Source organism: Micromonospora sp. CA-259024 (assembly GCF_050936255.1).
Classification (GTDB): Bacteria; Actinomycetota; Actinomycetes; order Mycobacteriales; family Micromonosporaceae; genus Micromonospora.
In genome coordinates this window covers 2457066-2479338 of sequence record NZ_JBNJND010000001.1, presented here as the reverse complement: position 1 = coordinate 2479338, position 22273 = coordinate 2457066, and the positions used below count along the sequence as shown (strand labels likewise).

Genomic DNA, 22273 nt, shown 5'->3' with positions numbered 1-22273 from the left:
GGTCGGGTCACGGCAGGGTCCAGTTCTGCGCGGCGGTGCCGTTGCACTCGTAGATCTGCAACTGCCGTCCGTTGGTCGGGGTGGAGGCGGGGATGTCGAGGCACCGGTTGGCCTGCGGGTTGCGTAGGCTGCCGGCGGTGCCGGACACCCACTGCTGGGCCCCGGTGCCGTTGCAGGTCCACAGGTGGATCGGCGTGCCGTTGGTGGTGCCGCTGGACTGGACGTCCAGGCACTTGCCCAGGCTGCGGATGGTGCCGTCGCCGGGCAGCGTCCACTGCTGGTTGGTGGCGCCGGTGATGCAGTCCCACATCTGGACGCGGGTGCCGTCGGTGGTGCCGCCGGCGTTGACGTCGACGCACTTGCCCATGCCCCGGATCGGCCCGGTGCGGGTGCCGCCGGCCGGGGTGCTCACCCCGGCGCCGGTGAACGTGTAGCTGTCCAGGTCGAGCAGGGCACCTCCGGTGCCGCCGGTGAACACGACGTACAGGTCGTGGGTGTTGTCGTCGGGCTTGGTGACCGGTGCGGTGACCTCGGTGTAGGCGTCCCAGCCGCCGGTGTTGGGCACGGTGACCCGGGCTACCTCCGGGCCGGTCGGCGAGTCGTACCGGAAGGAGGCGACGTTGCCGGCCTTGTCCGAGGAGACCCGGGCCCGGATCCCGGTGATGCCCTTCAGGCTCACCGCGTGGTGCCGGACGTACTCGCCGTTCTGGATGTCACCGAGCCGCCGGCCTCCCTCGGCGCCGCCCGCATTGATCACCTGGGGGCCGTGCAGCGAGACGTAGTGCTCGGCCTGCCACTGCTTGGGCCAGAGCGTGACGTCCTTCTCGGCGGTCAGCGGAACCGCGCCGGGGGCGCCCCGGTCGGTGTACCCGGCCCGCAGCAGGAAGAAGAGCACCGAGTCCGGCCCGGCGTGCACCGGCCCGGTGTTGACGGTGAAGCCGCAGCCGGTGCCCTGGCCCTCCTCGTGCGCGTGCTCCTGGTGGCCGAGAGCCGCCCGGATCACCACGTTCGCGCACGGGATCGTGCCGTCCTGGGCGTCGGAGGCGGTGGCGGTGGCGGTCAGGTTCTCGTCCCACGAGAACAGCCCGCCGTTGGGGATGCCGTTGAGCGAGACGGTGGGCCGGTTGTTGCCCACCACGACGGCCACCTGGATGGTGCCGGAGCGGCCGGTGCCGTCGGACACCGTGAGCCGGGCGCGCTTGTCGCCGTTGCTGGCGTACGTGTAGGTGGGGTTCGCGGCGGTGGAGTCGACGGTGCCGTTGCTGTCGAAGTCCCACGCGTAGGTCAGCGGGTCGCCGTCCGGGTCGGTGCTGCCGGCGCTGGAGAAGCCGACCGTCAGTGGGCTGAGGCCGTTGTCGGGGGTGGCCGACGCGACGGCGGTGGGGGACCGGCCCCCGGCCACGTAGTTGATTTTGTAGAGCCCGGCGGCGGCATCGCCGGAGAAGTAGCCGTTGCCGTACTCCAGCAGGTAGAGCGATCCGTCCGGCCCGAACTCCATGTCGATCGGGTGGACGAACGACATCCCGGCCAGCACCGGCTCGATGATCGTCGGGTTGCCGGTACGCGCGTTGCCGTTGTCGAACTGGACCTCCTTGATCCAGTTACGGCAGTACTCCGTGATGAGCAGCTTGTTGTCGTAGTACTGCGGCCACTTCACGTCCGAGACGAGGTTGGGGTCGTAGTGGTAGACCTCGGCGTGGTTGGGCGAGCCGCAGCCACCCGGGTTGTCCAGGGCGGGCCACTCCCGGCTGCCGCCGTGCTGCTCCCAGACCAGCGCGCCCCGGGTCGGCGGCAGTTGCTGGAGGCCGGTGTTGCGCGGCGAGTTGTTCACCGGGCCGGTGCTGCCACCGCACGGGAACCAGCCGCGCGGCGAGTTGGTGGCGAAGTCCCAGTCGTTGTAGGCGACGTTGGGTCCACCGCAGTACGGCCAACCGTGGTTGCCCGGCGCCGTGGCCCGGTTCCACTCGTCGTACGCCGCAGGTCCCCGGTTGGCGATCGTCGCTCCCGCGTCCGGCCCGACCTCACCCCAGTAGAGGGTGTTGCTGCTCTTTCGATCCACCCACACGCGGTACGGATTGCGCACGCCCATCACATAGATCTCCGGGCGGGTGCCAGCGGTGCCCGGCGCGAAGAGGTTGCCCGCCGGCACGGTGTACGTGCCGTTGTCCTCCGGGTGGATTCGGTTGATCTTTCCGCGCAGGTCGTTGGTGTTGCCCGAGGTGCGCTGCGCGTCGTACTGGGCGTCGCGGCTGGTCCGCTCGTCGATCGGCGCCATGCCCGCCGAGTCCCCGCCGGAGTTGGTGTTGTCGCCGACGGCGAAGTAGAGGTTCTCGTTGCTGTCCCAGGTCATCGAACCGGCCGAGTGGCAGCAGAGCCGGCGCTCGGTCGGCCACTCGATGAGCCGGGTCTCGCTCGCCGGGTCGAGGACCAGCGTGCTCGGATTGAAGGTGAACCGCGAGATGCGGTTCACCAGCGGCGTCGCGACCGGCGAGTAGAACAGGTACACCCAACGGTTCGTGGCGAACCTCGGGTGCGGGGTGATGCCGATCAGGCCGTCCTCGAAGCGGGCGTCGAGCTGGAGGGTCAGCGCGACCGTGGTCGCGCGGGTGGCCGGGTTGTACAGGCGGACCTGCCCACCGCCGGAGCTGGTGCCCCGATTGATGTAGAGCACCTTGCCGTCGGGCAGGACGGACAACTCGATCGGCTCTCCCATGGAGAGCCCACCGTCGAGCTTGACCTTCTCGAACTGGCTGGTCGCGGGCGGTGCCGCTGCCGCTGGCGGTGCGGCGGCGGTGACCGCCACCAGGATTGGCAGTAGGCCGGCGAGGATGGCCAGGACGACGGCCGCGGTGAGGCGCGGACGCGGTGTGCGGATCATGGCGTACTCCGGGGTTCGAGGGACGGGACGGCCGGACCGGTCGGGCGTACGGGCACCGGTGGGTGCGCGCTCGCCGGGAGGGGTGGACGAAGCCGGGCCGCTGACGCCGGGCTCGACGAGACGATGCCGGCCGGCGGGCCCTTTTCGGACCCGTCGCGTCGGCGTTTCAGAGGGTGATCAGGTCGAACTTCTCCCAGGGGCCGATCGCGTCTCGGTTCGCGATCAGTGCCTCGGCCCCGCCGTTCTCCGCCACCACGTACCTGTTGCCGACCGTCGCCCGCAGGCTGACCGAGCCGTCCGCGTTGCGGACCAGGGCGAAGGTCTCCCACGACCCGGCGGCCGCCCGGTTGACGTTCAACGTGCCGGTGCCGGTGCCGAACGCGGCGTCCGTCGGTGCCGCCGTGGCCGGTGCGGCGGGCCGGTGGCGACGACACCACCGGCGAGCAGGACGGCGAGCGCGATTCGTAGCGGCGGCGTCATCTTCATCGACACGATCTCCTCTGGATCGTCGTGCGGATGCAGGTCTCGCACCCCGGGAAGTGCCCCGGCCTGCCCGCGTCCGCCGAAACGAGGGCGATGTCGAGACGACGTGGAACGCTGCCACCCCGCCGAGTTGACGGCAGGCAGGAAAACATCGATCCACATCGTTGATGTGCAGTTAACATCGGACATCTTTGAGGGTCAATCTCCGGAGGAAGATTTTCAGCGTCGCCTCATCACGGGGCGATGCGGGACATCTGACGTACCCACGCGCCGTAGGTCGAACTCAACAGGGGAGAAACGGCCGGCGATGGATTGGATGGCCCACGGCATGGACAATCCGCTGGTGACGGCGCACGATAGACCGGTGCCGCTCCAGGAGGGTTTTCGGGGGCAGAGGCTGGCCTCGGTGCCCCGTCCGCTCGTCGCCGAGGCGCTGCGGCGCCCGATCACCGGGCGGCTCCTCGTCACCGACGCCGGATACTACCCGGATGCCGCTGACCACCGGATGCAACGCCCTCGGGGCACGCCCGAGGTGGTCCTGATCGTCTGTGCCTCGGGCTTGGGCTGGGCGCGCGTCGGGTCGGGCATGCATCGGATCGGGGCTTGGCAGGCGCTGGTCATCCCCCGCGGCGTCCCACACGAGTACGGTGCCGACGAGCGCGATCCCTGGACGATCTGGTGGGCACACCTGATGGGCTCGGACGTGTCGAAGCTCGTGGACTGCATGGAGGCCACGACCGAGCGACCCGTGGTTCCGGTGCGGGCTATCGGTCGGGCGGTGGCGCTGCTGGACGAGATCGTCACCTGCGTCGAGCGCGACCAGACGCCCATCCGGCTGCTGGGCGCGGCGGGGACCGCGTGGAAGCTGCTGACGCAAATCAGCGTCGATCGCCTGCTGCCCGAGCCGGGGGATCCGCTGCAGCGCGCCATGAGCTACCTGGCCGAGCGGCTCGACGGCAACGTGAAGGTGCCCGAGCTGGCGCGGCTGGTGGGGGTGTCGCCGTCGCATCTGAGCACCCTGTTTCGCCGGGCGACCGGAGGCGGGGTGTTGGCTCACCACACCGCGCTGCGGATGGCGAGGGCGCGGCAGCTGCTCGACACGACGGATGCGACGGTCACCGAGGTCGCGTCCGAGATCGGCTTCGACGACGCCTTCTACTTCTCGCGGGTCTTTCGGAAACACCACGGGATGAGCCCGAGCGGTTTCCGCCGCCGCCATGCCGGCTACGACCTCGCCGATGCTGCCTTCGACGTGTGACCGCACCAGCTCGCCGTGCGGCCGGGGGTTCGTCCGGATACCGGCGTGGCATCCGAACGAACCCGCAACCCCGGTCGTCGCCTGGGTCCGGCTCGGCCCGACAGTGGTTCAGCCTTTCAAGCCGCTGCTCGCGATGCCGGAGAAGAACTGCCGCTGAAGCGCCAGGAAGATGAGGATGAGCGGCAGCGACGCGACGAGGGCGCCGGCCATGAGGGTCGGGTAGTCGGTTCCGAACTGGCCCTGGAGCCCGGCCAGGCCGACGGTGATGGGGCGCTTGTCACCGCGCGGGGTCACGATGAGCGGCCAGAGCAGATCGTTCCAGGAGTAGAGCGAGGTGAGGACGGCCAGCGCCGCCATGGTCGGCCGGGCCATGGGCAGCATGATGTCCCAGAACGTCCGCAGGGGTCCGGCGCCGTCGAGTCGGGCGGCCTCTTCGAACCCGGCGGGGATCGACATGAAGGCCTGCCGCATCAGGAAGATCCCGAAGGCCGAGAACATGCCCGGGATCGCCAGGGCGGGAATGGTGTCGAGCATCCCGAGGTCCCTGATGATCTCGAACTGCCCGATGAGGAACAGCTGGCTGGGCACCATGAGCATGGCGATGAACAGCCCGAACAGGATCCGGCGTCCGGGGAACCGGAGCCGGGCGAACGCGTAACCGGCGAGCGCCGAGACGGCGAGTTGCCCGATGACGCGGAGTACGAGCGCGGACACGGAGACGGTGAGTTGCGCCCAGAACGGCACCGAGCCGAAGAACGTGGTGAAGGCGCCGGTGGTCGGGTCCTCGGGCAGGAACGTCGGCGGCATCTGGGAGGCTTCGCGGTTGGACTTGAAGATGGTGAGCAGCTGCCAGACGAACGGCGCCACCATGACGACTGCCGCGACGGCGAGGACGAGGTGGATGACCCACTCGCCGTGGCGGGAGGCCTTGGATGCGGCTGCCGCGCGCTCCATGCGCCTGCTGCGCAGGATCTGATCAGTCATAGAACACCCACCGACGTTGCAGGCGGAACTGGACGAGGGTCGCGGCCATGATCACCATGAGGAGCACGATCGCGATCGCCGCACCGTAGCCCTGGTCGAACTCCACGAAGGCCTTCTCGTAGAAGAGGTAGACGATGGTCTTCGAGTCGGCGAGCGCGGTGTTGTTGACGCTGCGGAGCATCACGAAGATCAGGTCGAACATCTGCAGCGCGGAGATCACGGTCAGCACGGTCACCAGAAACACGCTCGGCGACAGCAGCGGCAGGGTGATCCGGAAGAACTGGCGGACCCGTCCCGCTCCGTCGAGCGCGGAGGCCTCGTAGAGGTCCTGCGGGATCGACTGGAGTCCAGCTCCGAGGATGATGAGGTTGATGCCGAGGCTCATCCAGATGCCGACGGCACCGACCGCGTAGATCGTGAAGGTCGCATCGGCGACCCAGTACTGTCCGGGGACGCCGACCAGGGAGAGGACGTAGTTCAGCAGGCCGAAGTCGCCGTTGTAGATGAAGCGCCAGACCATGCTGATCGCGACCGGCAGCGTCACGACCGGCAGAAAGAACAGGACCCGGTAGAAGGCGCGGGCGCGGCCGACCTGCTCGATGAGCGCGGCGAGCACGATCGCGGCGGGGAGGCCGAGCAGCAGGATCGCGGTGTAGAGCGCGGAGTTGCGCAGGGCCTGCCAGAAGCGTCCGTCGCCGAGCAGTTCGGTGTAGTTGTCGACTCCGGTGAACGTCCCGGGCCCGAAGGCCGGAACGTCCATGAAGCTCTTGCCGAACGTGGTGAGGAACGGCCAGACGTAGAGGGCGACGAGGCCGATGAGCGCCGGGGCGATCATCAGGTAGCCCCATCCGGGTGCGGGCAGGAGCCCTCCCCCGCGGCGCTTGCGCTGCCGCGGGGGAGGGCTGGCGATGTCGGTGGTCACTGCGCGAGGACCTCGTTGATGGCTGTGTTGTACGCCCGGGCGGCGTCGGCAGCGGCCTGCTTGCCTTCCCACGCCGGGCCGAGGTACTGGGTTTCGAGACCGGTCCACTTGGCGGCGTCACCGGCGATCGGCAGCGGCACCGCGTAGTCGACGGCGTCGACGAAGACCTTGAGGTTGAACTCGGGCATCGCGTCGAGCCAACCCTGCTGGGTGTTCTGGTAGGCGGGCAGCACCGCGCCGCTCTTGGCCTGGATGACAGCCGCGTCCTTGCCGCTGGCGAAGATGAGGAATTCGGCGAGTTCCTTGGGGTGCTTGGTGCCGGCGTATCCGGCGTTGAGGATGCCGCTGATCATGGTGGCCCGCTGCTTCGCCTTCGGCAGCGGCGCGACACCGACGTGGGGGCGCAGCGCCTGGTCGCCGTAGATGCGCTGGGCCCAGAAGGAGCCGGAGAAGTACATGGCGACCTTCTGGTCCATGAACATCTGCACGGCTTCGGTGTCCGAGAGCTGCTTGAGCGTCGGCGAGAGGCCGTCGGCGTGCATCTGGGTCCAGAACTGCAGACCGGAAACGGCCTCCGGGCTGTCGATGGCGGCCTTGCCGTCGGCGCCGATCACCGTGCCGCCGGCCTGGTAGATGCTGTTGTAGTAGCCGCCCTGTCGGTCGATCGGGGCGGCGATGCCCCAGACGCCGGCGGCGGGGTTGGTGAGTTTACGGGCGGCCGCACGCGCGTCGTCCCAGGTCCAGTTGTCGTTCGGGTAGGCCACGCCTGCCTTGTCGAAAAGGGCCTTGTTGAACCAGATCGCGTTCGTGTCGAAGTCCTTCGGCAGGCCGAAAAGCTTGCCGTCGACGTCGTACAGGTCAAGGACGGCCTTGGGGTACGCGGCCAGGTCGACGCCCGCCGTCTTGACCGCGTCGGTGATGTCGAGCAGTTGGTTGCCCTTGGCGTAGGCGGGGAACTGGTCGGCGAGCATCCAGAACGCGTCGGGTGCGGTGCGTCCTGCGGCCCCGACCTGCAGAGTGGACCAGTATTCGGGCCATGGCAGGACCTGCACCTGGACGTCGATGTTGGGGTGTTTGTCCTCGAAGGCCGTGGCGATCGCCTCCATGGCCGGCTTCTGGTCGTCGCTCCAGGTCGCGTAGCTCAAGGTGACCTTGCCATCGCCTCCGGTGCTACTGCATCCGGTCGCGGCGAGGGTGACCAGTACGGCCGCGGCGGCGACCCATCTCTTGCCGTTTCGCATGGTTTCTCCTTGGTGGGTGGCCGAGCGTCAGTGCTCGGCCGGGGTGGTGGCGGTGTGGTGGTGCAGGTGGAGGCGGCCCGACGCCCAGTCGACGTGGGCCGGCTCCGGGTGGTTGGGCAGGGTGTCCGCGCGCAGGCTCAGCGTGGCGGCGCCGGGGATGCCGACGTCGATGTCGCGCGGGGGTTCGCCGGAGCGGACGTCGGCGCTGAACAGCTCGACCCCGTCGGCGTGCACGCTCATCCGGGCGGCGGTGCCCGGGGTTTCGTCGTCGACGCCGATGCGGGCGGTGAAGCGGGTGACCGAACCACCCAGGTAGAGCTCAATCCGCGACGGCGTGGACGCGCCGAGCCCGTCGTCGAACTCCGTGCCCGCGATACTCATGCGGCGGCCGTCGCCCGGGTTGCCGCCGCCGTTGCTCTGGTCGCGTTCGATCGGGCCGCTCTCGTTCTCGAACGCGACCATGGTCAGCGCGGACAGGCGATGGGAGCCGGGCGTCAGAGGTCGGAACAGGCGGGCGTGCGCCACGATCGGGACGCCGTCCTCGCCCGGCGTTTCGACCGTGACCACGCCAGCCCGACCGGGTGGCAGGGAGGCGGGCGCAGAGACCCTCCAGCAGTCACCGTCGAGGTGTTCCGCCGACCAGCCGGGCGGTAGCCGCAGGTGTCCGTCGGTCCGCAGGATGGCCCCGCCGTCCGGGCCGAGCAGTTGGACGGGCAGGTCCACCCGCGGGGCGGCCTGCTCGGGCCGCTCGACGGCTCGGTGCATTCGGGCGCCGCGGGTGGCGACGATGGCGACGAAGCCGCCGTTGTCCGCCACGTCGACGACCAGCTTGTCGTCGACGGGTCGCCGCTGGGAGGCCAGGCCGCCCTCGGCGCCGTCGCCGACGATCCACGCATCAGCCGGCCCAAGCGCAAGCCGGTCGAGCGGGACGGTGAGACGGCGCGCCGGCCCGGTGGCGATGCCGCCGATGAACCAGCGGTCACCGGATCGGCGGGCGATGACGGCCTCGTGGTCGGGGTCACCGGCGAGCAGTACCGTCTCGTCCCACACGGGCCCGAGTTCCGCGAGGAACCGCGCAGCGTCCGGCCTGGCAAGGTAGGCGTCGACGTCGTCAGCGAAGTGGGTGATGCCGCACTCGAACGCCACGCTGAGCGCCAGCTCGTGGCCGTCGCTCGTGGTCCGCCCCGGCGCCCCGAACGCGACAGGCGTGTAGTCCATCGCCCCGACCGCGTTGCGGGTGAACGGCTGGATCACGTTGTGCGCGGCGGTCAGGGGCGTGCCCTCGTAGAAGACGTAGTACTCGCTGCCGCGAATGGCTTCGTAGCCGATGACCTGGGGCCAGGTTCGCGCCCACCCGCGCGGGATGACCGAACCGTGGAAGTTCACATGTAGACCGAGCCGGGCGGTCTCGGCGAGGATCGTGTCGTACCAGCGGTAGCGTTCCTTCGACTCGGACTCCATGAAGTCGACCTTGATGCCGGCGACCCCCCAGGACCGCCACAGGGCCAGCTTCGCCAGATTCTCCGGCCCGTCGAGGTCGTGCCAGACCGCCCACAGGTGCACCTGGATGCCGCGGCGACTCGCGTAGGTCACGATCTCGGGCACCCACGTCTCGTCCCAGCCGCAGTCGATGAGGAGATGCTCCCAGCCGAGGCGCGCGGCGATGTCGACGAAGTGCCGCTGCCGGTGCAGCTGGGCACCGGAGTAGAAGTCCGACCACCACGACCAGGCGGCGCGCCCCGGACGTACCCACCGCGCGTCGGACGACGGGTCGGGTGCGGGCGCCAACTCGTCGACGAAGCGGCTCTCGACGATCGCGGCGAGGTCGCCGATCATGAACACCCGCCAGGGAGTCACGGGACCACGCGTGATTTCGACCGACTCGTCGGCCAGCGCGAACCGCGCCTCGCCGTCGTCGCGGATCTCGGCGTGGGCGCCGCTGAAGCGGCCGTCGATCGCCGCCTCGGTGAGCAGGAGATACACCCCCGCCTGGGGCGAGCGGACGAGAAGCGGGAACCCGTAGGCGCCGGGTGGCAGCTCGGCGACGTCGGCACCGAAGCGTGGCGTCTCGTACCAGGTCTGGTAGTCGAGCGCCCACACGCGGGCGTCGGCTTCGACGGTGAGCCGGGTGCGGTCGGCGTCGAGGCGGCCGTGGCCCTCCAGGCGGGCGAGCACGTAGCGGACGGCCACCCCGTCCACACTTGCCCTGACGTGGATCTGCCACTCGAGGCCACTCGCATGGCGCAGCTCGTGGACCGTCTCACGATGCGCGTACCGGTGGATTCCCGCCGCCTTGCCGGACCGGGCGGTCCACTCGTCGGTGATCTCGCGGTCGCGGGAGCGCAGGAGGACCGAACCGACGTCCAGGTCGACGCCGCCGACGCGGAGGCCCAGCCGGACCCCGTCGAGGACGGTTCGCCCGTCGCGCCGCACACGCAGGACGACGCCGTCCGCTCGCGTCTTCACCTCGGGCTCGACGCGCGCGGGCAGCGCCGTCGGGCCGATCTCGTTGACCACATCGTCTCCGTGCCGTGCGGGAACCGAGCGGGCGGATCCCCTGCACGGCGGCTTCCGACGCTAGGCTCGCGGCAGCCCGCCGGGAATGTTCATTCGAACTCGAAGCCTGGACGATTCGCTTCTGTCTGAGGATGCGGTGTGGCAGCGAGACAGCATCCACGGCCCCTCGACAGGGACGATCAGCGCACGACGACGGCTCGGTTGCGTACGTCGTCCGACGAAGTTCCGGGGCGTCGGCGGACGCGGGACGGTCGGCGTCGAACGCGAGGACCTCGGAGCCGAGGGTTAGGCTCCGACGGCCTTGCCTCCGTGGCGGGCTGTCGGCGGGGTGCCGCTCAGCCGGCGCCGTGCGACGCGGTAGGCGCGTCGAGGGCCGGCGCCACGACGGCGAGAGCGCGGTCTGTCAGCTCGGCCAGGTGCTGCTCGTCGTCGCCCGCCTGCCACTGCTGGAGCACCGTGTCGAGTGCCAGCAGGGCCATCCCGGCGGCCATCCGCGGGTAGGGGTCGATGTCCGGGTCGAGGCTGCGGCGGTCGGCCAGCTCGGCGGCCAGATCGGCGCGCCACTCGATCTGGTGCTCCAGCCAGCGGGCATGCAGGGCAGGGGTGTCCAGGATGAGCCGGACCACGACGCGGGCTCGTTCGGCGTGGTCGGCGTGGTCGGTGCAGGCGGCGAGGGGCACCCAGAGGGCGTGGCGCAGTGCGACCGATGGTGGCTCAGCGCGTGGTCGAGCGGCGAGTTCGGCGACGATGTCCGCGCCCATGTCGGCCAGGAACCGGACGACGACGTCCTCCTTCGACGCGAAGTAGCGGAAGAAGGTGCGCCGCGACATGCCGGCCGCCGCCACGATGTCGTCGACGGTCACCACGTCGAAGCCCCGGGTGGCGAGCAGCATCAGGGCGGCGTCGCGCAGCTCGCCGGCGACGAGCTGGCGTTTGCGTTCCGCCAGGCTGCTGTCCGCACGAGATCTCATTCGCTGATGCTATGTCATGCCAATCATGACATCTGGCGCACACCTTGACACCCAGTGCCACCGACAGCACAGTGGGACGCATGACTGCTGATGGGTGGACCGCGGAACGGATCCCCGACCTGAGCGACCGCACCTTCGTCGTTACCGGAGCCACGAGCGGACTCGGCCTGGTCACCACCCGGGCGCTCGCCGCTCACGGCGCGCGCGTGGTGCTGGCCGTCCGCGACGAGGAGAAGGGCCGCCGTGCGGCTGCCGGCATCGCCGCCTCCTTGCCCACCACCGATCTGGAGGTACGGCGGGTCGACCTGGCCGACCTCGACTCGGTGCGGGAGTTCGCCGACCGGATGCACGCCGAGCATCGCCGGTTGGACGTGCTCATCAACAACGCTGGGGTGATGGCCCCGCCACGTACCCTCAGCCCTCAGGGGCACGAGGTGCAGTTCGCGACCAACCACCTTGGACACTTCGCTCTCACCGGGCTCCTGCTCGAGCTGTTGCTGGCCGGCCGTGACCCGCGGGTGGTCACGGTCACATCGGTCAACCACCGGCAGGCGAAGCTGCCCTTCGTCGACCCGACCGGCGAGCAGGGCTACTCGCCGATGGGCTTCTACAACACATCCAAGCTGGCCAACGCGATCTTCGGCTGTGAGCTGCACCGCCGGCTCAGCGCCGCGAACAGTCCGCTACGGAGCTTCCTCGCCCACCCCGGCTACACCGCCACGAACCTCCAGACCAGCGTCACCACCCCGATCTGGCGGATACTGCTGGGCCGGATCGGCAACCCCCTACTCGCCCAGCCGGCCGACCGCGGCGCCTGGCCGCAACTGTTCGCCGCCACCGACCCCACGGCGCGGCCGGGTCAGCTCGTCGCCCCCGGCGGGCCGGCCGAGCTGCGCGGCCATCCCGCGCTGGGGAAACTGTCTGCGGCCGCGACCGACCCAGAGCACGGTCGCCGCCTGTGGGAGCTGTCCGAACGGGCCACCGGCGTACGGTTCAGCTCGCTGCGGCCAACGAGCTGACCGTCCTGACCGACGGCCCGGATGCCATCAAGGTGTTGAGGGTGCTCGCAGCACCCATCTGGCGGCAGTCACAACCCACGGCGCTAGCTCGTCCTTCAAGAAACCACGAAGGGGAGATTCATGTTCGCCGCTTACGTCACGGGCACCATCCTCGCCGCGGTCTTCAACGGCATCGCCGCCGTCACATACCTGATCGGCCACGACTATCCAAAGGCCCAGGCGGACATGAAGCGGGTGCCGCGGTCGTGGGTACCGGTGTTGGGAATGTTGCTGGCGGCAGGCTCCTCGGGACTGCTGGCCGGGTTCGTCGTGCCACTGCTGGGCACCCTCGCCGCCGCTGGCCTCGTGCTGTACTTCATCGGCGCGCTCGTTGCGCACCTGCGCGTCGGGTCCCGCCAGCTTGTGGGATGGGCCGTGTTCTTCTCCACCGCGGTGGCCGCATTGACCGTGAACCTGGGCTACCACTGGTGATTCGCGGGGACGCCAGGCCGTGAAGCGCGGCGACCGGGCGCGAGGCCACATGAGCGATGACCGCCTGCCGAATGGGCATGTCCACCGTGGTCGACGGCCAGCCACCGTCCGACTCGGTCGCCGCTCGCGAGCACGAGCCTCCCTCCAATGCGGGAGATGAACCCCCCTCAGGACGGGAGGCGCCATGGCGACCGAGGCGACGATCCTGGTGATATGAGAGTTCACGGCAGCACTCGTTGGGCGTACGGCACGTTCGCGTGGCTGATCCTTTTCGTCGTGTCCCACGTGGTGGCGGTGTTCCTCCCCGGTGACGATCCGACCGGCGACGGACCTTGGGGCCTGAGGGCGTACGTGATCTTCAACATCACTCTCATCCTCATGTCGGCCGTCGGGGCGGCTGTCGTTGTAGCCACCGTCCGGCCATGGGGACGACGCGTCCCGCGGTGGGTGCTCCTCACGCCGCTGTGGTTTGGCAGCGCGCTACTCGTCGTCCGAGGGGTACCCGGGATGGTCGAAAACCTGCTGATGGCGACAGGCATCCGCCGAGGCGGCTTCGTCGGGGCGGAAGACATCTCCACGGCTGAGCTGTGGGCCGGCCTGGCGATCAACACCTATTTCTTCATCGGCGCGGTGCTGCTCGCCATGACCACGGTCTCCTACCTCCGCCGATCACGAGGCGACAGTCACGGCTGATTTGCCACACCTCCCACAGGGGCTTCCCAGCTGTTTAACAGCGCGATCCCGGAATGCCGCGCGTCGTCGGTCTCCGAGGCGCCGTAGAAGGTGCCGAACTGTTGGGCGTAGCCGGCATCGCCATGGCGGTTACGCTTGCCCGGCCGCCACGCGAGGTCTTTGATGGATCACACCACCCGTACGGCAGGAGGTGGCTGAGTTCGATGATGAGTGTCCGCTGAACGTTTCTGAAACTGCAGTATTTGAGATCATCTGATTGACGCCTGCCTGTGCCCTGACGTAACGTGATTACCGGCACTCCATGATCCAACCTGAACGCGTCGAGAAACGGGGTCTCACATGCGCAGGAACGTGATCGGGCTATGCTTAGCGATCGCCGTGGGAACTTTGCCAGCGGTTGTTGTGGCAACCCCAGCGCAGGCCACTGACTATACGTTCTCGGTTAGCTACCATCACGCGGCGTCGGGAGCCCTGGCTGTTCGGGTTCGGGGCGATATCGAATGGCACAACCGCTCGGTGAGTCTGCGGAATATCCGACTATGGGTGCGGGCGGGTGAGTGCGGGCGGGGCGGCTTCTTTGGCTTCGGCGGTGTAATCGATTACCGAACCACGGCTGAGCGCTGTGCAGGATCGGCGAACACCGAATTCTCGAACATTACCGATATTACGCTGGATGGAGACACCGGCACCGCTGGCGTTGCCATCAACTATATCGATATCACCGCCATAGACGAGACCCATGGCGGCGCATACGAGCTCGACACATATAGTCGGAACTGATGGGCTTGACCCACCTGGATCGGCGCCTCTAGGCATAAAAGCTTCCGGTACGCGGCTGCTGCTTAGCCTAGGCGCTCGTTGCGTTCGACAGTCCATTACTACTTCCCTTTCCGGTGGGGCGTGCCGGACGGATTGGTCAATCTCGCAACCTTGGGCGGCAGTCGCCGTTCGGGTCATTGCTGAATTTGAGCTTGAGGCTGTAGTAGTGGGCCCGTCGGGCTTGAGCTCTGACCCGGACCCCGAGCAGTGCCCTTGCTGTCAAGTGGTCCGCCCGGTCCGACCTCCGTCGGACCGGGCGGACGACCTACCGTCTGTGTCGTCGTGACGACGCCGTTGCGTCAGGCCGGGGCAACCGGGCAGCTCGCGCCGACCGGCGGAGTCCACACCTCGACCGGCCCGAGCAGCCGGTGGTCAGGCGAGCTCAGGAGGTGGTTCGGATGTTGTTGATTGGCTGGTACTTCATGAGGACGACCCCGGAGGCGAAGGGTTCGGCGGACATCAGCCGCAGTCGTGCGGGTGGTTGTTCGCTGTTGAACAGCGCCTTGCCGTGGCGTAGGTACAGGGGGTGCACCAGGAGGTGGATCTCGTCGATGAGCCGGTGGTCAGCCAGGGACTGGATCACTGTGAGACTGCCGTAGACCACGATGTCCCCGCCGGGCTCGCGCTTGAGCTCGATGATCTCGTCGGGGTCGACGTGGGTGAGTCTCCGGGTGTTCTTCCAGGTTGCGGTGTTTCCTGAGGCGGAGACGACGATCTTCTCCAGGGCGTCGATACGCTGGGCGTATCCTCGTACGTCGTCCGGCTCATCGGGGTTCTGGGCGGCCGCCGGCCAGTAGCCGGCGAAGTCGGCGTGCGTGACGCGGCCCAGCAGCAGGCTGCCGGCGTGGTCCACCAGTTCACGCTCGTACTTCTGGAGCTGGTCGTCGACCAGGAGCCAGTCCATCTCGTCGTCTGGGCCGGCGACGAATCCGTCGAGGGTGGTCCACATCGACACGACAATCTTGCGCATCTCTCGTCCTCCGTCATGGTGCGTTGATCCTCGGCGTCCTGGTCGGTCTGCCGCCCAGATCCGGGTGTGCCCGGCCTGACCGTGGGCGGGCTATCGACCACCTCTGAGCGCGGCCCGGACGGGCTCCGGTGTCCGCGCCGGGAACCGCTGCTGGAAGTCGACGACTCCGACCCACGTTGGGCGCAGGCCGATCCGGACCATCCGCAGGCCCGGCTTGTCGATCGCCTTCAGGTAGGCGTTGCCCACCTCGTCGCCCATTCCCGCTCGCTGGATGGCGGCGTACTCAGGCAGGACGCCCTCGACCTCCGTCAGGGTGACTTTCCCGCGCAGCATGAGCACCTCTGGAAGCCCGTCCGCGGTGTCGATGCAGATCGCCACGTCCGGCCGGACGCGCAGGTCACGGATCTTGTAGGTGCCAGCGAACGCGCCGACGACCACCTCTTCGCCGGTCCACAGGAAGTTCACCGGGATCAACCGCGGCGTTCCGTCCTCACTGGTGTAGGCGAGGCGTGCCAGGGGCGCGACGAGCAGGCGCTGCGCCACCGCGCTGTCCAGCAGCTTCACATCACCTTGCGGCAGGCTCGCCGTTTCCGTGTTGGGCAGGCTCATGAAGGCCACGCTAGAAGGTTAACTCCTATAAAACAAGTGACACTCCTTAAAAAGGATCGAGGTAGGCTGAGCGGCATGAGCGGCATGCGTAGCTATGGGGATCCGTGTGGTGTCGCGCGTGGGCTGGATGTCATCGGGGAACGATGGGCGCTGCTGGTGGTACGCGACCTCCTGCTCGGCCCCAGGCGTTTCAACGACCTGCTCGGCGGCCTGCCCGGTGTGAGCCCGAACGTGCTGAGCCAGCGGCTGCGCCAGCTGACCGAGCACGGCGTCGTGCAACGGCGGGACCTGGGTCCGCCGACGCGGGTCCACCTCTACGAACTCACCGAGTGGGGCCGCGCCCTGGAGCCCATCCTCCTGCAGTTCGGCCGCTGGGGGAGTCAGTCCCCGCAGCTACCCGAGGGTGCCCTCGGCATCGACTCCCTGCTGCTGAGCATCAAAGCAACCTTCGACCCGGCGCGAGCCGCGGACCTGCGCGGCGTCTATGAGTTCCACATCGACGCCGACACGTATCTCGCCGAAGTCGCCGACGACTCGGTTCAGATCCGTCGCGGTACGGCGCCCGAACCCGACGCGACGCTCACCACCGACATCGACACCCTCCGTGCCGTCTGTGGCCACCAGATCACCATGGCAGCGGCACTGGACTCCGGAGTACTGCGCCTGAGCGGCGACAAGCAGGCCAAGCAGCGCCTGACCGACCTCCTCCTGGCCCCGTTCACCCCCGCACCCCAGCCGGCCACGCCCTGACGCCGACTACCGGTCCGCCGTGTCCGGCAGTGACTCGGAAAGTCGGTAGCGATGTCGACCCGGCCGGTGCGATGATCGACATCTGGGTCGCTAGCTCAACTGGATAGAGCATTCGACTGAGTAGCGCGTCCGCTCTCCGCCTGTGCGGTCACGGGAGCGCTTCCTTCTCCTAGTTGGATCGAAGGGTTCGGGGTTCGAGTCCCCGGCGACCCACTGTGCCCCGGCCTCAGGCCGGTAACGGGCGGAGTCGACCGGGGGGAGGACCACATGCTCGAGAATCTGATCATCCAGAAGACACTGTGCGTGCCGGCCAGCACTGGCGTGGCTGGCGACGGCACGACGGTGGCCCGGCAACTGGACGCGGCACTGCTCGACGTCGGGTTCTCGGCGTCGCGGGCTCTGCTGGAGCACATCGGCACCCTGGACCCCGCACCGGCGATGGACCTCGCCGCCACGGTCGTCTCGGCGGTGCGCGAGCTGGTCGGCGACCACGTCCAGCACAACGCCTACTTCATCGGCTTTCCGGACGACGTGCCGGACACCATCGAGTTCTGGACGGACCGGCTACGGGCGGCCGTACTCGCCGGCGGGGGCACGGCGACCGACGCGCAGCTGCGGGACGCCGTCGCCTCGGGTGGGGTGAACCTGCTGGACCTGCCGGCGTACGGGACCTATCAGCACACCTACGCCGAGCTGTTGGCCGCGCACGACGACCTGATCGCCGCAGCCGGTGACCGGGTGACCCTGCTGCGCCTCGGCGACACCGTCGACGTGGAGGCAGCGCGGCTGTATCTGGCCATGGCCGGTGGCGCGACGCCACACGGCGAGGCGGACCTCGCGCTCCTCAGCGAGCTCGCAGTCGCCTGCATGGACGGCGCGCAGCCGGCCGAGGTTCCGGTACGGGAGAACCGTGCCGTACTCAACGGGATCCGGCTCGTCCTCGGCCGACCGCTGATCGGCGTGGACACGACGACCGACGTGCTGCGCCTTGCCTGCCAGGTCTCCGGCGGGGACGCCTCGCTCATGACACCCACGCGGTTTCGTGCCTTCCGGCGCCCGGAACGGCGGATGCTGCTGGAAGCCCTGAACAAGGTCGTCGGTGCGAACCCGGACAAGCTCGGGGACGTCGTGCGCTACGCGGAGCGGTGGAAGCGGCTCGGGGAACGGCTGCACCCGCACGAGTACGACCAGTGGCCGCACGCGCAGGCGGTGTTCGCGGTCGCGCGTGGCGAGCGGCGGGTGTCCAACCTCGCGGGCCGCGCGGAGGCGGCGATCCGCGCCGGAGCCATCGGCCCGGCCGCATCGGTGCTGTCGGCCGCGCCGGGCCTGCTCCTGCGATCTGCGGACCGGCTGCTGCGGCTGGCGTCGCCGTCGGAGCGACCCGCTGTCGTCGAAGCGGTCACCGGTGCGCTCGGCTCGGCGTCGGGCCGAGTGCTCCTCTCGCTGCGGGAGCATGTCGACAACCGGCTGACGCCCGTGTCCGCACGGATGTACGCGAGCCGCTCGCGCAACGCGTGGGTCGGTCCGGACGAGCGGCCGCCACTGCCGGCCGGGCTCGTGGCCGAGCTGTCGTCGCTGCTCGACGCCGAGATCAGCGCCCGCCTGCCGCAGCCGGAACGACCGCTGCTGGTGGACCCGGAGGTGCTCGACGTCGCACTGCCGCTGTCCGGCAAGGCCACCGAAGGTGGATTCGCGGTGCTGCCGAGAGGCTCGCGGGCGTCGGTGCCCGGTGAGGTCCTGCGCTTCTTCACCTATTGGCGCCAGGCAAGTCGCCGCACCGACTACGACCTGTCGGTGCTGCTGCTCGATGACGAGTTCCACGGTGCGGGCCAGGTGTCCTGGACAAACTATCGCCACGACGGCGTGGTGCATTCCGGCGACGTCACCGACGCGGCGAACGGTGCGACCGAGTTCATCGACGTGCCCCTGGCAGCCGGCGGGCAGTATGTGGTTCCGCAGGTCAACATCTATGCAGGCGAGTCGTTCGACGAGGTCGCCGAGTCGATGTTCGGGTACCAGACCCGCACTCGGGACCAGCTCGGGGCGCCGTTCGACGCACGCACCGTGCGGGCGCGTTCGCATCTGCGCGGCCAGGGCCGGGTCGCGTTGCCGATGGTGTTCGCCAAGGGTGAGCGTGGCTGGCAAGCCGTGTGGCTCCACCTGTATCTGCGGGGTACGCCGTCATTCAACCGGGTGGAGGACAACACGTTCACCACGGCCGACCGGGTACGAGCACTGATGGAGCGGCGCTACCTCACGGTCTCCTACCTTGTCGACCGATGGCGCGCACGGGCCGAGGTGACGACGTGGAACGGCCGGCTGCCGGACGAAGCCGTCACCTTCATCGGCATCGAGGCGCCCGAGGGTCTGCCACACGGATCGGAGGCATATACACTTGATCGACTCGGTGAGCTGATCCCTGAGTAAGCGGCGACAGCCGAGGCTATGCAGGCGCTTCCTTCTATTTCCGTTCAATTCGGAAACCTCCGCGCAAGCGGAGGAATGGTATTTCCAGCGCCTGCGCTCTCCTCGGCCCTCGCCGGCGAGCCACCAGGATGCTCCAGCCACCTTTCGACTTCGCTGGAGACGCAGCCCCGCTGTCTCGACGTCGCACCCACACCGGCCGTAGCCGGAGGCCGATCAGGCCGAGCCGTGGCAGGCAGTGGTCTCCGCTGGTCGACATCGACATCACTTCCGTGGCGACGTCGGGGTGCCGGTCGGCGGGCATCAAACGGACCCGCTCGACTTGGGCCAGCGCCATCGGGGAGTTGTGTGGGCGCTCACCGACTTGACCCGGGGTCCGCTCACGAAGGGGCGGCCGTTGTCGTCCCAGAAGCCAATTATCTAGTCGGAACCTAGGCCTGATCGGCTTGATCGGCTTGGGGCGTTGAGCGTTCTGCTAGCGTGCGCGGATGCAAGATCTTGGCTCTGTGGCCTGGCCGCCTGAGCCGATCAGGACTGAGAGGCTCGTGCTTCGTGAGACCGAGGCCCGGGACCGTACGGCGTTCATTGAGCTGCTTGCCTCACCGGAGGTGCACACCTATCTCGGCGGTCCGCGCCCGCGCGACGCGCTTGAGCGCGAACTGCCCGACGTGCCCGAGCGGTGGCCTGGGAGTTTCGCTGTTGATCTCGACGGGGCGATGATCGGCCAGATCCTGCTCAGGAGACCGGCCAGGCACCGCCCGGCTGTCGTCGGGAAGGTCGATCTCGGTTACCTGTTTCTGCCGCGGGCGTGGGGATTCGGGTATGCCGCCGAGGCGTGCGCGGCGGCACTCGGATGGTTCGACCATGTCCTTCCCGGCGAGCCGGTGGTGCTCGCCACCCAGACCGCAAACCTCGGTTCGATGCGTCTTGCGGCAAAGCTGGGGTTCACCGAGGTAGAACGGTTCCATGCCTGGGACGCCGAGCAGTGGCTCGGCACGCGGTCCCCGGTCACGCCGTCCAGTTGAGCTGCGGCGGAACGTCGGAGTACCCGCCCGTCCACGTGCGTTGCATGCAGCTCCCCCGTGGGGACGCCGACCGGGCGCCGTGGTCGCTGACGTGCACCTCACTGCGGAAGTCGACGCACGCTGGTGGAGCCGAAGTCGTCTGTCAACGCCGGCTCAACCTTGACCCCTCTGTTCCGGCCGAATTTTGACCCCCTCGCTGGTTGTTGATGTTCAGTCGTTGGTCTTGGTGGCTGCGGGGACGCGGCCGAGGTCGCGGTCTTTGAGCCGGTAGCTGTCGCCCTTCATCGAAATGACTTCGGCGTGGTGAACGAGGCGGTCGATCATGGCTGCAGCCACCACGTCGTCGCCGAAGACTTCGCCCCAGCGGCCGAAGGGTTTGTTGCTGGTGACGATCAGCGAGGCTCGTTCGTAGCGGTTGGAGACGAGTTGGAAGAACAGGTTCGCGGCTTCGGCTTCGAAGGGGATGTAGCCGACCTCGTCGACGATCAGCAGTGGGATCCGGGCGAGTTTGACCAGCTCGTCTTGGAGACGGCCGGCGTGGTGGGCGTCGGCGAGGCGGGACACCCATTGGGCGGCGGTGGCGAACGCGACCCGGTGTCCGGCCTGGCAGGCCCGGATCCCCAGGCCGATGGACAGGTGGGTCTTGCCGGTGCCGGGCGGACCCAAGAAGACGACGTTCTCTCGGCCGGTGATGAAGTCGAGGGTGCCGAGGTGGGCGATGGTCTCCCGCTTCAACGACCGTTGGTGGTCGAAGTCGAACTCCTCCAGGCTCTTGCGGGCCGGGAACCTGGCTGCCCGGATGCGTCCCTCGCCGCCGTGGGCTTCGCGGGCGGCGACCTCGCGTTGCAGGCAAGCGGCAAGGAATTCCTCGTGCGTCCACGACTCCGCCCGGGCCTGCTCCGCCAGCCTCTCGACGGAGGCTGCCAGGGACGGCGCCTTCAGGGCGCGAGTGAGGAACGCGATCTCCGAGGCAACGTTGCGGCTGGTTTTGGCGGCCATCACGCAGCCACCTCAACGTCCAGGCCGAACAGGCGGTCGTAGTCGCTCAACGGCCGGCGTTCGACCTGGGCGTCGACGGCGGTCGTCGGGGTGCGTTGGGCGGCGATGCGCAGGTCCGCGGCGGCTTGGCGGTGGTCGGGGTCGGTGATGCTCTGATGCTTGGCCCAGCAGCGGTCGTGTCGGGCCACCGGCCGGCCGTCGCAGACCACCGTCACCTGGTCGCAGTCGGCGGTGACCTCAACCCGCCGCCCGACCACGGCCGGGTGCACCGAATAGTCGTTGCCGTCCAAGCGCACGTAATGATCGCGGGGCAGCCGGGTGCTCTGCCGCCAACCGACCACCGGCGCGACCGGCGGCAGCGGCAGCATCACCTGCCGGTCGGCGTCCCACCGCTCAGCCGGCCGGCAACCCAGCACCCGGTGCTGGCGGTTGTTCGCCCGCACCAACCACTCGGCCAGCTGGGCGTTGAAGTCGCCCGGAGAGGCGAACCGGCGTCCGGGCAGGAACGAGGTCTCCAGATAGCCGTTGGCCCGCTCCACCAGGCCCTTGGCCTCCGGATCCGCCGGCCGGCACTGAATCACGCGGATGCCGAGAGTGCCGCGGAAGGCGTTCATCGCCTCCGTCAGCTGAGGCCTACCGGCCCGCCACTGCCCAACCGCGGACTCGTTGTCCCACACCAGAGCCTTCGGCACCCGCCCCCAGCCGGAGATCAGCGCCCAGTGTCCGACCAGCAGGTCCGGCGACTGCCGGGACGGGATCATCACCGCCGACAGCCACCGCGAATACCCGGACACCATCACCAGCACCGGAGGCCGGCCGACCTGCCCGAAGCCCAACGGCACGTCCGCCGGCGGGAACCACAGATCACACTGCGCCAGCTCTCCCGGCAGATACTCCGTCCGCTGGGCCGGGTCCGGGCGGCGGAACAACGGCCGCAGCTGCTGCACCCGATCGGCGAACACCGTCTTGCCGCGGGTCCACCCGACCCGCTCCATGATCACCGTCGTCGGCATGTCCGGGAACTCCGCCAACAACGCCCTGATCTGCGGCTCGACCGCGTCCACGATCGAGCCCCTGGCCGCCCGCTGATAGCGGGGCGGCTCATGACTGGCCAAGGCCTTGCGCACCGTGTTCCGCGAAACCCCCAGCCGACGGCAGATGGCCTTGATCGCCATCTGCTCCGCCCGGTGCAACCGACGGATCTCCGCCCAGTCCTCCACGCTCAGCACCTCCCGATGCT

At 68.8% G+C, this 22273-nt stretch carries 20 protein-coding genes and 1 tRNA gene; 9 read left to right on the top strand and 12 right to left on the bottom strand.

Annotated features, from left to right (window positions below; translation table 11 throughout):
• Positions 1-7: 7 nt before the first annotated feature.
• The 3 genes from ACQEUX_RS10855 to ACQEUX_RS10845 form a co-directional block, all read right to left on the bottom strand.
• Positions 8-2878: a ricin-type beta-trefoil lectin domain protein gene (locus tag ACQEUX_RS10855; protein ID WP_433045039.1), complete on the bottom strand. Its 2871-nt coding sequence runs from the start codon at positions 2876-2878 to the stop codon at positions 8-10.
• Between the two features lie 166 nt (positions 2879-3044).
• The gene (locus tag ACQEUX_RS10850; protein ID WP_433045036.1) at positions 3045-3236 is read right to left on the bottom strand and encodes a fascin domain-containing protein; all 192 of its coding nucleotides are present in this window, start codon (positions 3234-3236) and stop codon (positions 3045-3047) included.
• Complete coding sequence (locus tag ACQEUX_RS10845) at positions 3233-3364, bottom strand: hypothetical protein (protein WP_433045033.1); 132 nt, start codon at positions 3362-3364, stop codon at positions 3233-3235. Before ACQEUX_RS10845 ends, ACQEUX_RS10850 begins: the two co-directional genes overlap by 4 nt.
• A gap of 325 nt (positions 3365-3689) precedes the next feature.
• Between ACQEUX_RS10845 and ACQEUX_RS10840 the strand changes: the two genes are divergently transcribed.
• Positions 3690-4619: an AraC family transcriptional regulator gene (locus ACQEUX_RS10840; protein WP_433045030.1), complete on the top strand. Its 930-nt coding sequence runs from the start codon at positions 3690-3692 to the stop codon at positions 4617-4619.
• A gap of 108 nt (positions 4620-4727) precedes the next feature.
• Here the strand turns inward: ACQEUX_RS10840 and ACQEUX_RS10835 are convergent, their stop codons facing one another.
• From ACQEUX_RS10835 to ACQEUX_RS10815, 5 genes are all read right to left on the bottom strand, one after another.
• A complete protein-coding gene (locus tag ACQEUX_RS10835) occupies positions 4728-5603 on the bottom strand; it encodes a carbohydrate ABC transporter permease (protein WP_433045027.1) in 876 nt (291 codons plus the stop codon).
• Positions 5596-6525, bottom strand: coding sequence for a carbohydrate ABC transporter permease (locus ACQEUX_RS10830; protein WP_433045024.1), 930 nt, complete (start codon positions 6523-6525; stop codon positions 5596-5598). Before ACQEUX_RS10830 ends, ACQEUX_RS10835 begins: the two co-directional genes overlap by 8 nt.
• The gene (locus tag ACQEUX_RS10825) at positions 6522-7766 is read right to left on the bottom strand and encodes an ABC transporter substrate-binding protein (RefSeq protein WP_433045021.1); all 1245 of its coding nucleotides are present in this window, start codon (positions 7764-7766) and stop codon (positions 6522-6524) included. Before ACQEUX_RS10825 ends, ACQEUX_RS10830 begins: the two co-directional genes overlap by 4 nt.
• Positions 7767-7793: 27 nt before the next feature.
• The gene (locus ACQEUX_RS10820; protein ID WP_433045018.1) at positions 7794-10283 is read right to left on the bottom strand and encodes a glycoside hydrolase family 97 catalytic domain-containing protein; all 2490 of its coding nucleotides are present in this window, start codon (positions 10281-10283) and stop codon (positions 7794-7796) included.
• A gap of 335 nt (positions 10284-10618) precedes the next feature.
• The gene (locus tag ACQEUX_RS10815; RefSeq protein WP_433045015.1) at positions 10619-11254 is read right to left on the bottom strand and encodes a TetR family transcriptional regulator; all 636 of its coding nucleotides are present in this window, start codon (positions 11252-11254) and stop codon (positions 10619-10621) included.
• 80 nt (positions 11255-11334) lie between these two features.
• Between ACQEUX_RS10815 and ACQEUX_RS10810 the strand changes: the two genes are divergently transcribed.
• From ACQEUX_RS10810 to ACQEUX_RS10795, 4 genes are all read left to right on the top strand, one after another.
• Positions 11335-12273, top strand: coding sequence for an oxidoreductase (locus tag ACQEUX_RS10810; protein ID WP_433045012.1), 939 nt, complete (start codon positions 11335-11337; stop codon positions 12271-12273).
• 120 nt (positions 12274-12393) lie between these two features.
• The gene (locus tag ACQEUX_RS10805) at positions 12394-12744 is read left to right on the top strand and encodes a DoxX family protein (protein ID WP_433045009.1); all 351 of its coding nucleotides are present in this window, start codon (positions 12394-12396) and stop codon (positions 12742-12744) included.
• 213 nt (positions 12745-12957) lie between these two features.
• A complete protein-coding gene (locus ACQEUX_RS10800; RefSeq protein WP_433045006.1) occupies positions 12958-13437 on the top strand; it encodes a hypothetical protein in 480 nt (159 codons plus the stop codon).
• A gap of 339 nt (positions 13438-13776) precedes the next feature.
• The gene (locus ACQEUX_RS10795; protein WP_433045003.1) at positions 13777-14217 is read left to right on the top strand and encodes a hypothetical protein; all 441 of its coding nucleotides are present in this window, start codon (positions 13777-13779) and stop codon (positions 14215-14217) included.
• Between the two features lie 421 nt (positions 14218-14638).
• On the opposite strand, the gene ACQEUX_RS10790 is transcribed toward ACQEUX_RS10795, so the two are convergent.
• Positions 14639-15226: a dihydrofolate reductase family protein gene (locus tag ACQEUX_RS10790; protein WP_433045000.1), complete on the bottom strand. Its 588-nt coding sequence runs from the start codon at positions 15224-15226 to the stop codon at positions 14639-14641.
• A gap of 90 nt (positions 15227-15316) precedes the next feature.
• On the bottom strand, positions 15317-15835 hold the full coding sequence (locus ACQEUX_RS10785) for a pyridoxamine 5'-phosphate oxidase family protein (protein ID WP_433044997.1): 519 nt from the start codon (positions 15833-15835) through the stop codon (positions 15317-15319).
• Positions 15836-15910: 75 nt separating this feature from the next.
• Between ACQEUX_RS10785 and ACQEUX_RS10780 the strand changes: the two genes are divergently transcribed.
• The 4 genes from ACQEUX_RS10780 (at position 15911) to ACQEUX_RS10765 (ending at position 20034) form a co-directional block, all read left to right on the top strand.
• On the top strand, positions 15911-16585 hold the full coding sequence (locus tag ACQEUX_RS10780; protein WP_433044994.1) for a winged helix-turn-helix transcriptional regulator: 675 nt from the start codon (positions 15911-15913) through the stop codon (positions 16583-16585).
• 84 nt (positions 16586-16669) lie between these two features.
• Positions 16670-16798: transfer RNA gene (locus ACQEUX_RS10775), tRNA-OTHER, on the top strand.
• Between the two features lie 54 nt (positions 16799-16852).
• Positions 16853-19012: a hypothetical protein gene (locus ACQEUX_RS10770; protein ID WP_433044991.1), complete on the top strand. Its 2160-nt coding sequence runs from the start codon at positions 16853-16855 to the stop codon at positions 19010-19012.
• Between the two features lie 542 nt (positions 19013-19554).
• Positions 19555-20034, top strand: a complete 480-nt coding sequence (locus ACQEUX_RS10765) for a GNAT family N-acetyltransferase (protein ID WP_433044988.1) — start codon at positions 19555-19557, stop codon at positions 20032-20034.
• Between the two features lie 210 nt (positions 20035-20244).
• Here the strand turns inward: ACQEUX_RS10765 and istB are convergent, their stop codons facing one another.
• Both istB and istA read right to left on the bottom strand, forming a co-directional pair.
• The gene (gene istB, locus ACQEUX_RS10760; RefSeq protein WP_433040697.1) at positions 20245-21033 is read right to left on the bottom strand and encodes an IS21-like element helper ATPase IstB; all 789 of its coding nucleotides are present in this window, start codon (positions 21031-21033) and stop codon (positions 20245-20247) included.
• A complete protein-coding gene (istA, locus tag ACQEUX_RS10755; RefSeq protein WP_433040700.1) occupies positions 21033-22262 on the bottom strand; it encodes an IS21 family transposase in 1230 nt (409 codons plus the stop codon). The genes istB and istA overlap by 1 nt, the downstream gene beginning before the upstream one ends.
• Positions 22263-22273: the final 11 nt, after the last annotated feature.

Bases quoted from the DNA above. Each gene is read 5' to 3' on its own strand.
- ACQEUX_RS10855 (WP_433045039.1), bottom strand. From the start codon at position 2,878: ATGATCCGCACACCGCGTCCGCGCCTCACCGCGGCCGTCGTCCTGGCC.
- ACQEUX_RS10845 (WP_433045033.1), bottom strand. From the start codon at position 3,364: ATGAAGATGACGCCGCCGCTACGAATCGCGCTCGCCGTCCTGCTCGCC.
- ACQEUX_RS10840 (WP_433045030.1), top strand. From the start codon at position 3,690: ATGGACAATCCGCTGGTGACGGCGCACGATAGACCGGTGCCGCTCCAG.
- ACQEUX_RS10835 (WP_433045027.1), bottom strand. From the start codon at position 5,603: ATGACTGATCAGATCCTGCGCAGCAGGCGCATGGAGCGCGCGGCAGCC.
- ACQEUX_RS10825 (WP_433045021.1), bottom strand. From the start codon at position 7,766: ATGCGAAACGGCAAGAGATGGGTCGCCGCCGCGGCCGTACTGGTCACC.
- ACQEUX_RS10815 (WP_433045015.1), bottom strand. From the start codon at position 11,254: ATGAGATCTCGTGCGGACAGCAGCCTGGCGGAACGCAAACGCCAGCTC.
- ACQEUX_RS10810 (WP_433045012.1), top strand. From the start codon at position 11,335: ATGACTGCTGATGGGTGGACCGCGGAACGGATCCCCGACCTGAGCGAC.
- ACQEUX_RS10805 (WP_433045009.1), top strand. From the start codon at position 12,394: ATGTTCGCCGCTTACGTCACGGGCACCATCCTCGCCGCGGTCTTCAAC.
- ACQEUX_RS10800 (WP_433045006.1), top strand. From the start codon at position 12,958: ATGAGAGTTCACGGCAGCACTCGTTGGGCGTACGGCACGTTCGCGTGG.
- ACQEUX_RS10795 (WP_433045003.1), top strand. From the start codon at position 13,777: ATGCGCAGGAACGTGATCGGGCTATGCTTAGCGATCGCCGTGGGAACT.
- ACQEUX_RS10790 (WP_433045000.1), bottom strand. From the start codon at position 15,226: ATGCGCAAGATTGTCGTGTCGATGTGGACCACCCTCGACGGATTCGTC.
- ACQEUX_RS10785 (WP_433044997.1), bottom strand. From the start codon at position 15,835: ATGAGCCTGCCCAACACGGAAACGGCGAGCCTGCCGCAAGGTGATGTG.
- ACQEUX_RS10780 (WP_433044994.1), top strand. From the start codon at position 15,911: ATGAGCGGCATGCGTAGCTATGGGGATCCGTGTGGTGTCGCGCGTGGG.
- ACQEUX_RS10770 (WP_433044991.1), top strand. From the start codon at position 16,853: ATGCTCGAGAATCTGATCATCCAGAAGACACTGTGCGTGCCGGCCAGC.
- istB (WP_433040697.1), bottom strand. From the start codon at position 21,033: ATGGCCGCCAAAACCAGCCGCAACGTTGCCTCGGAGATCGCGTTCCTC.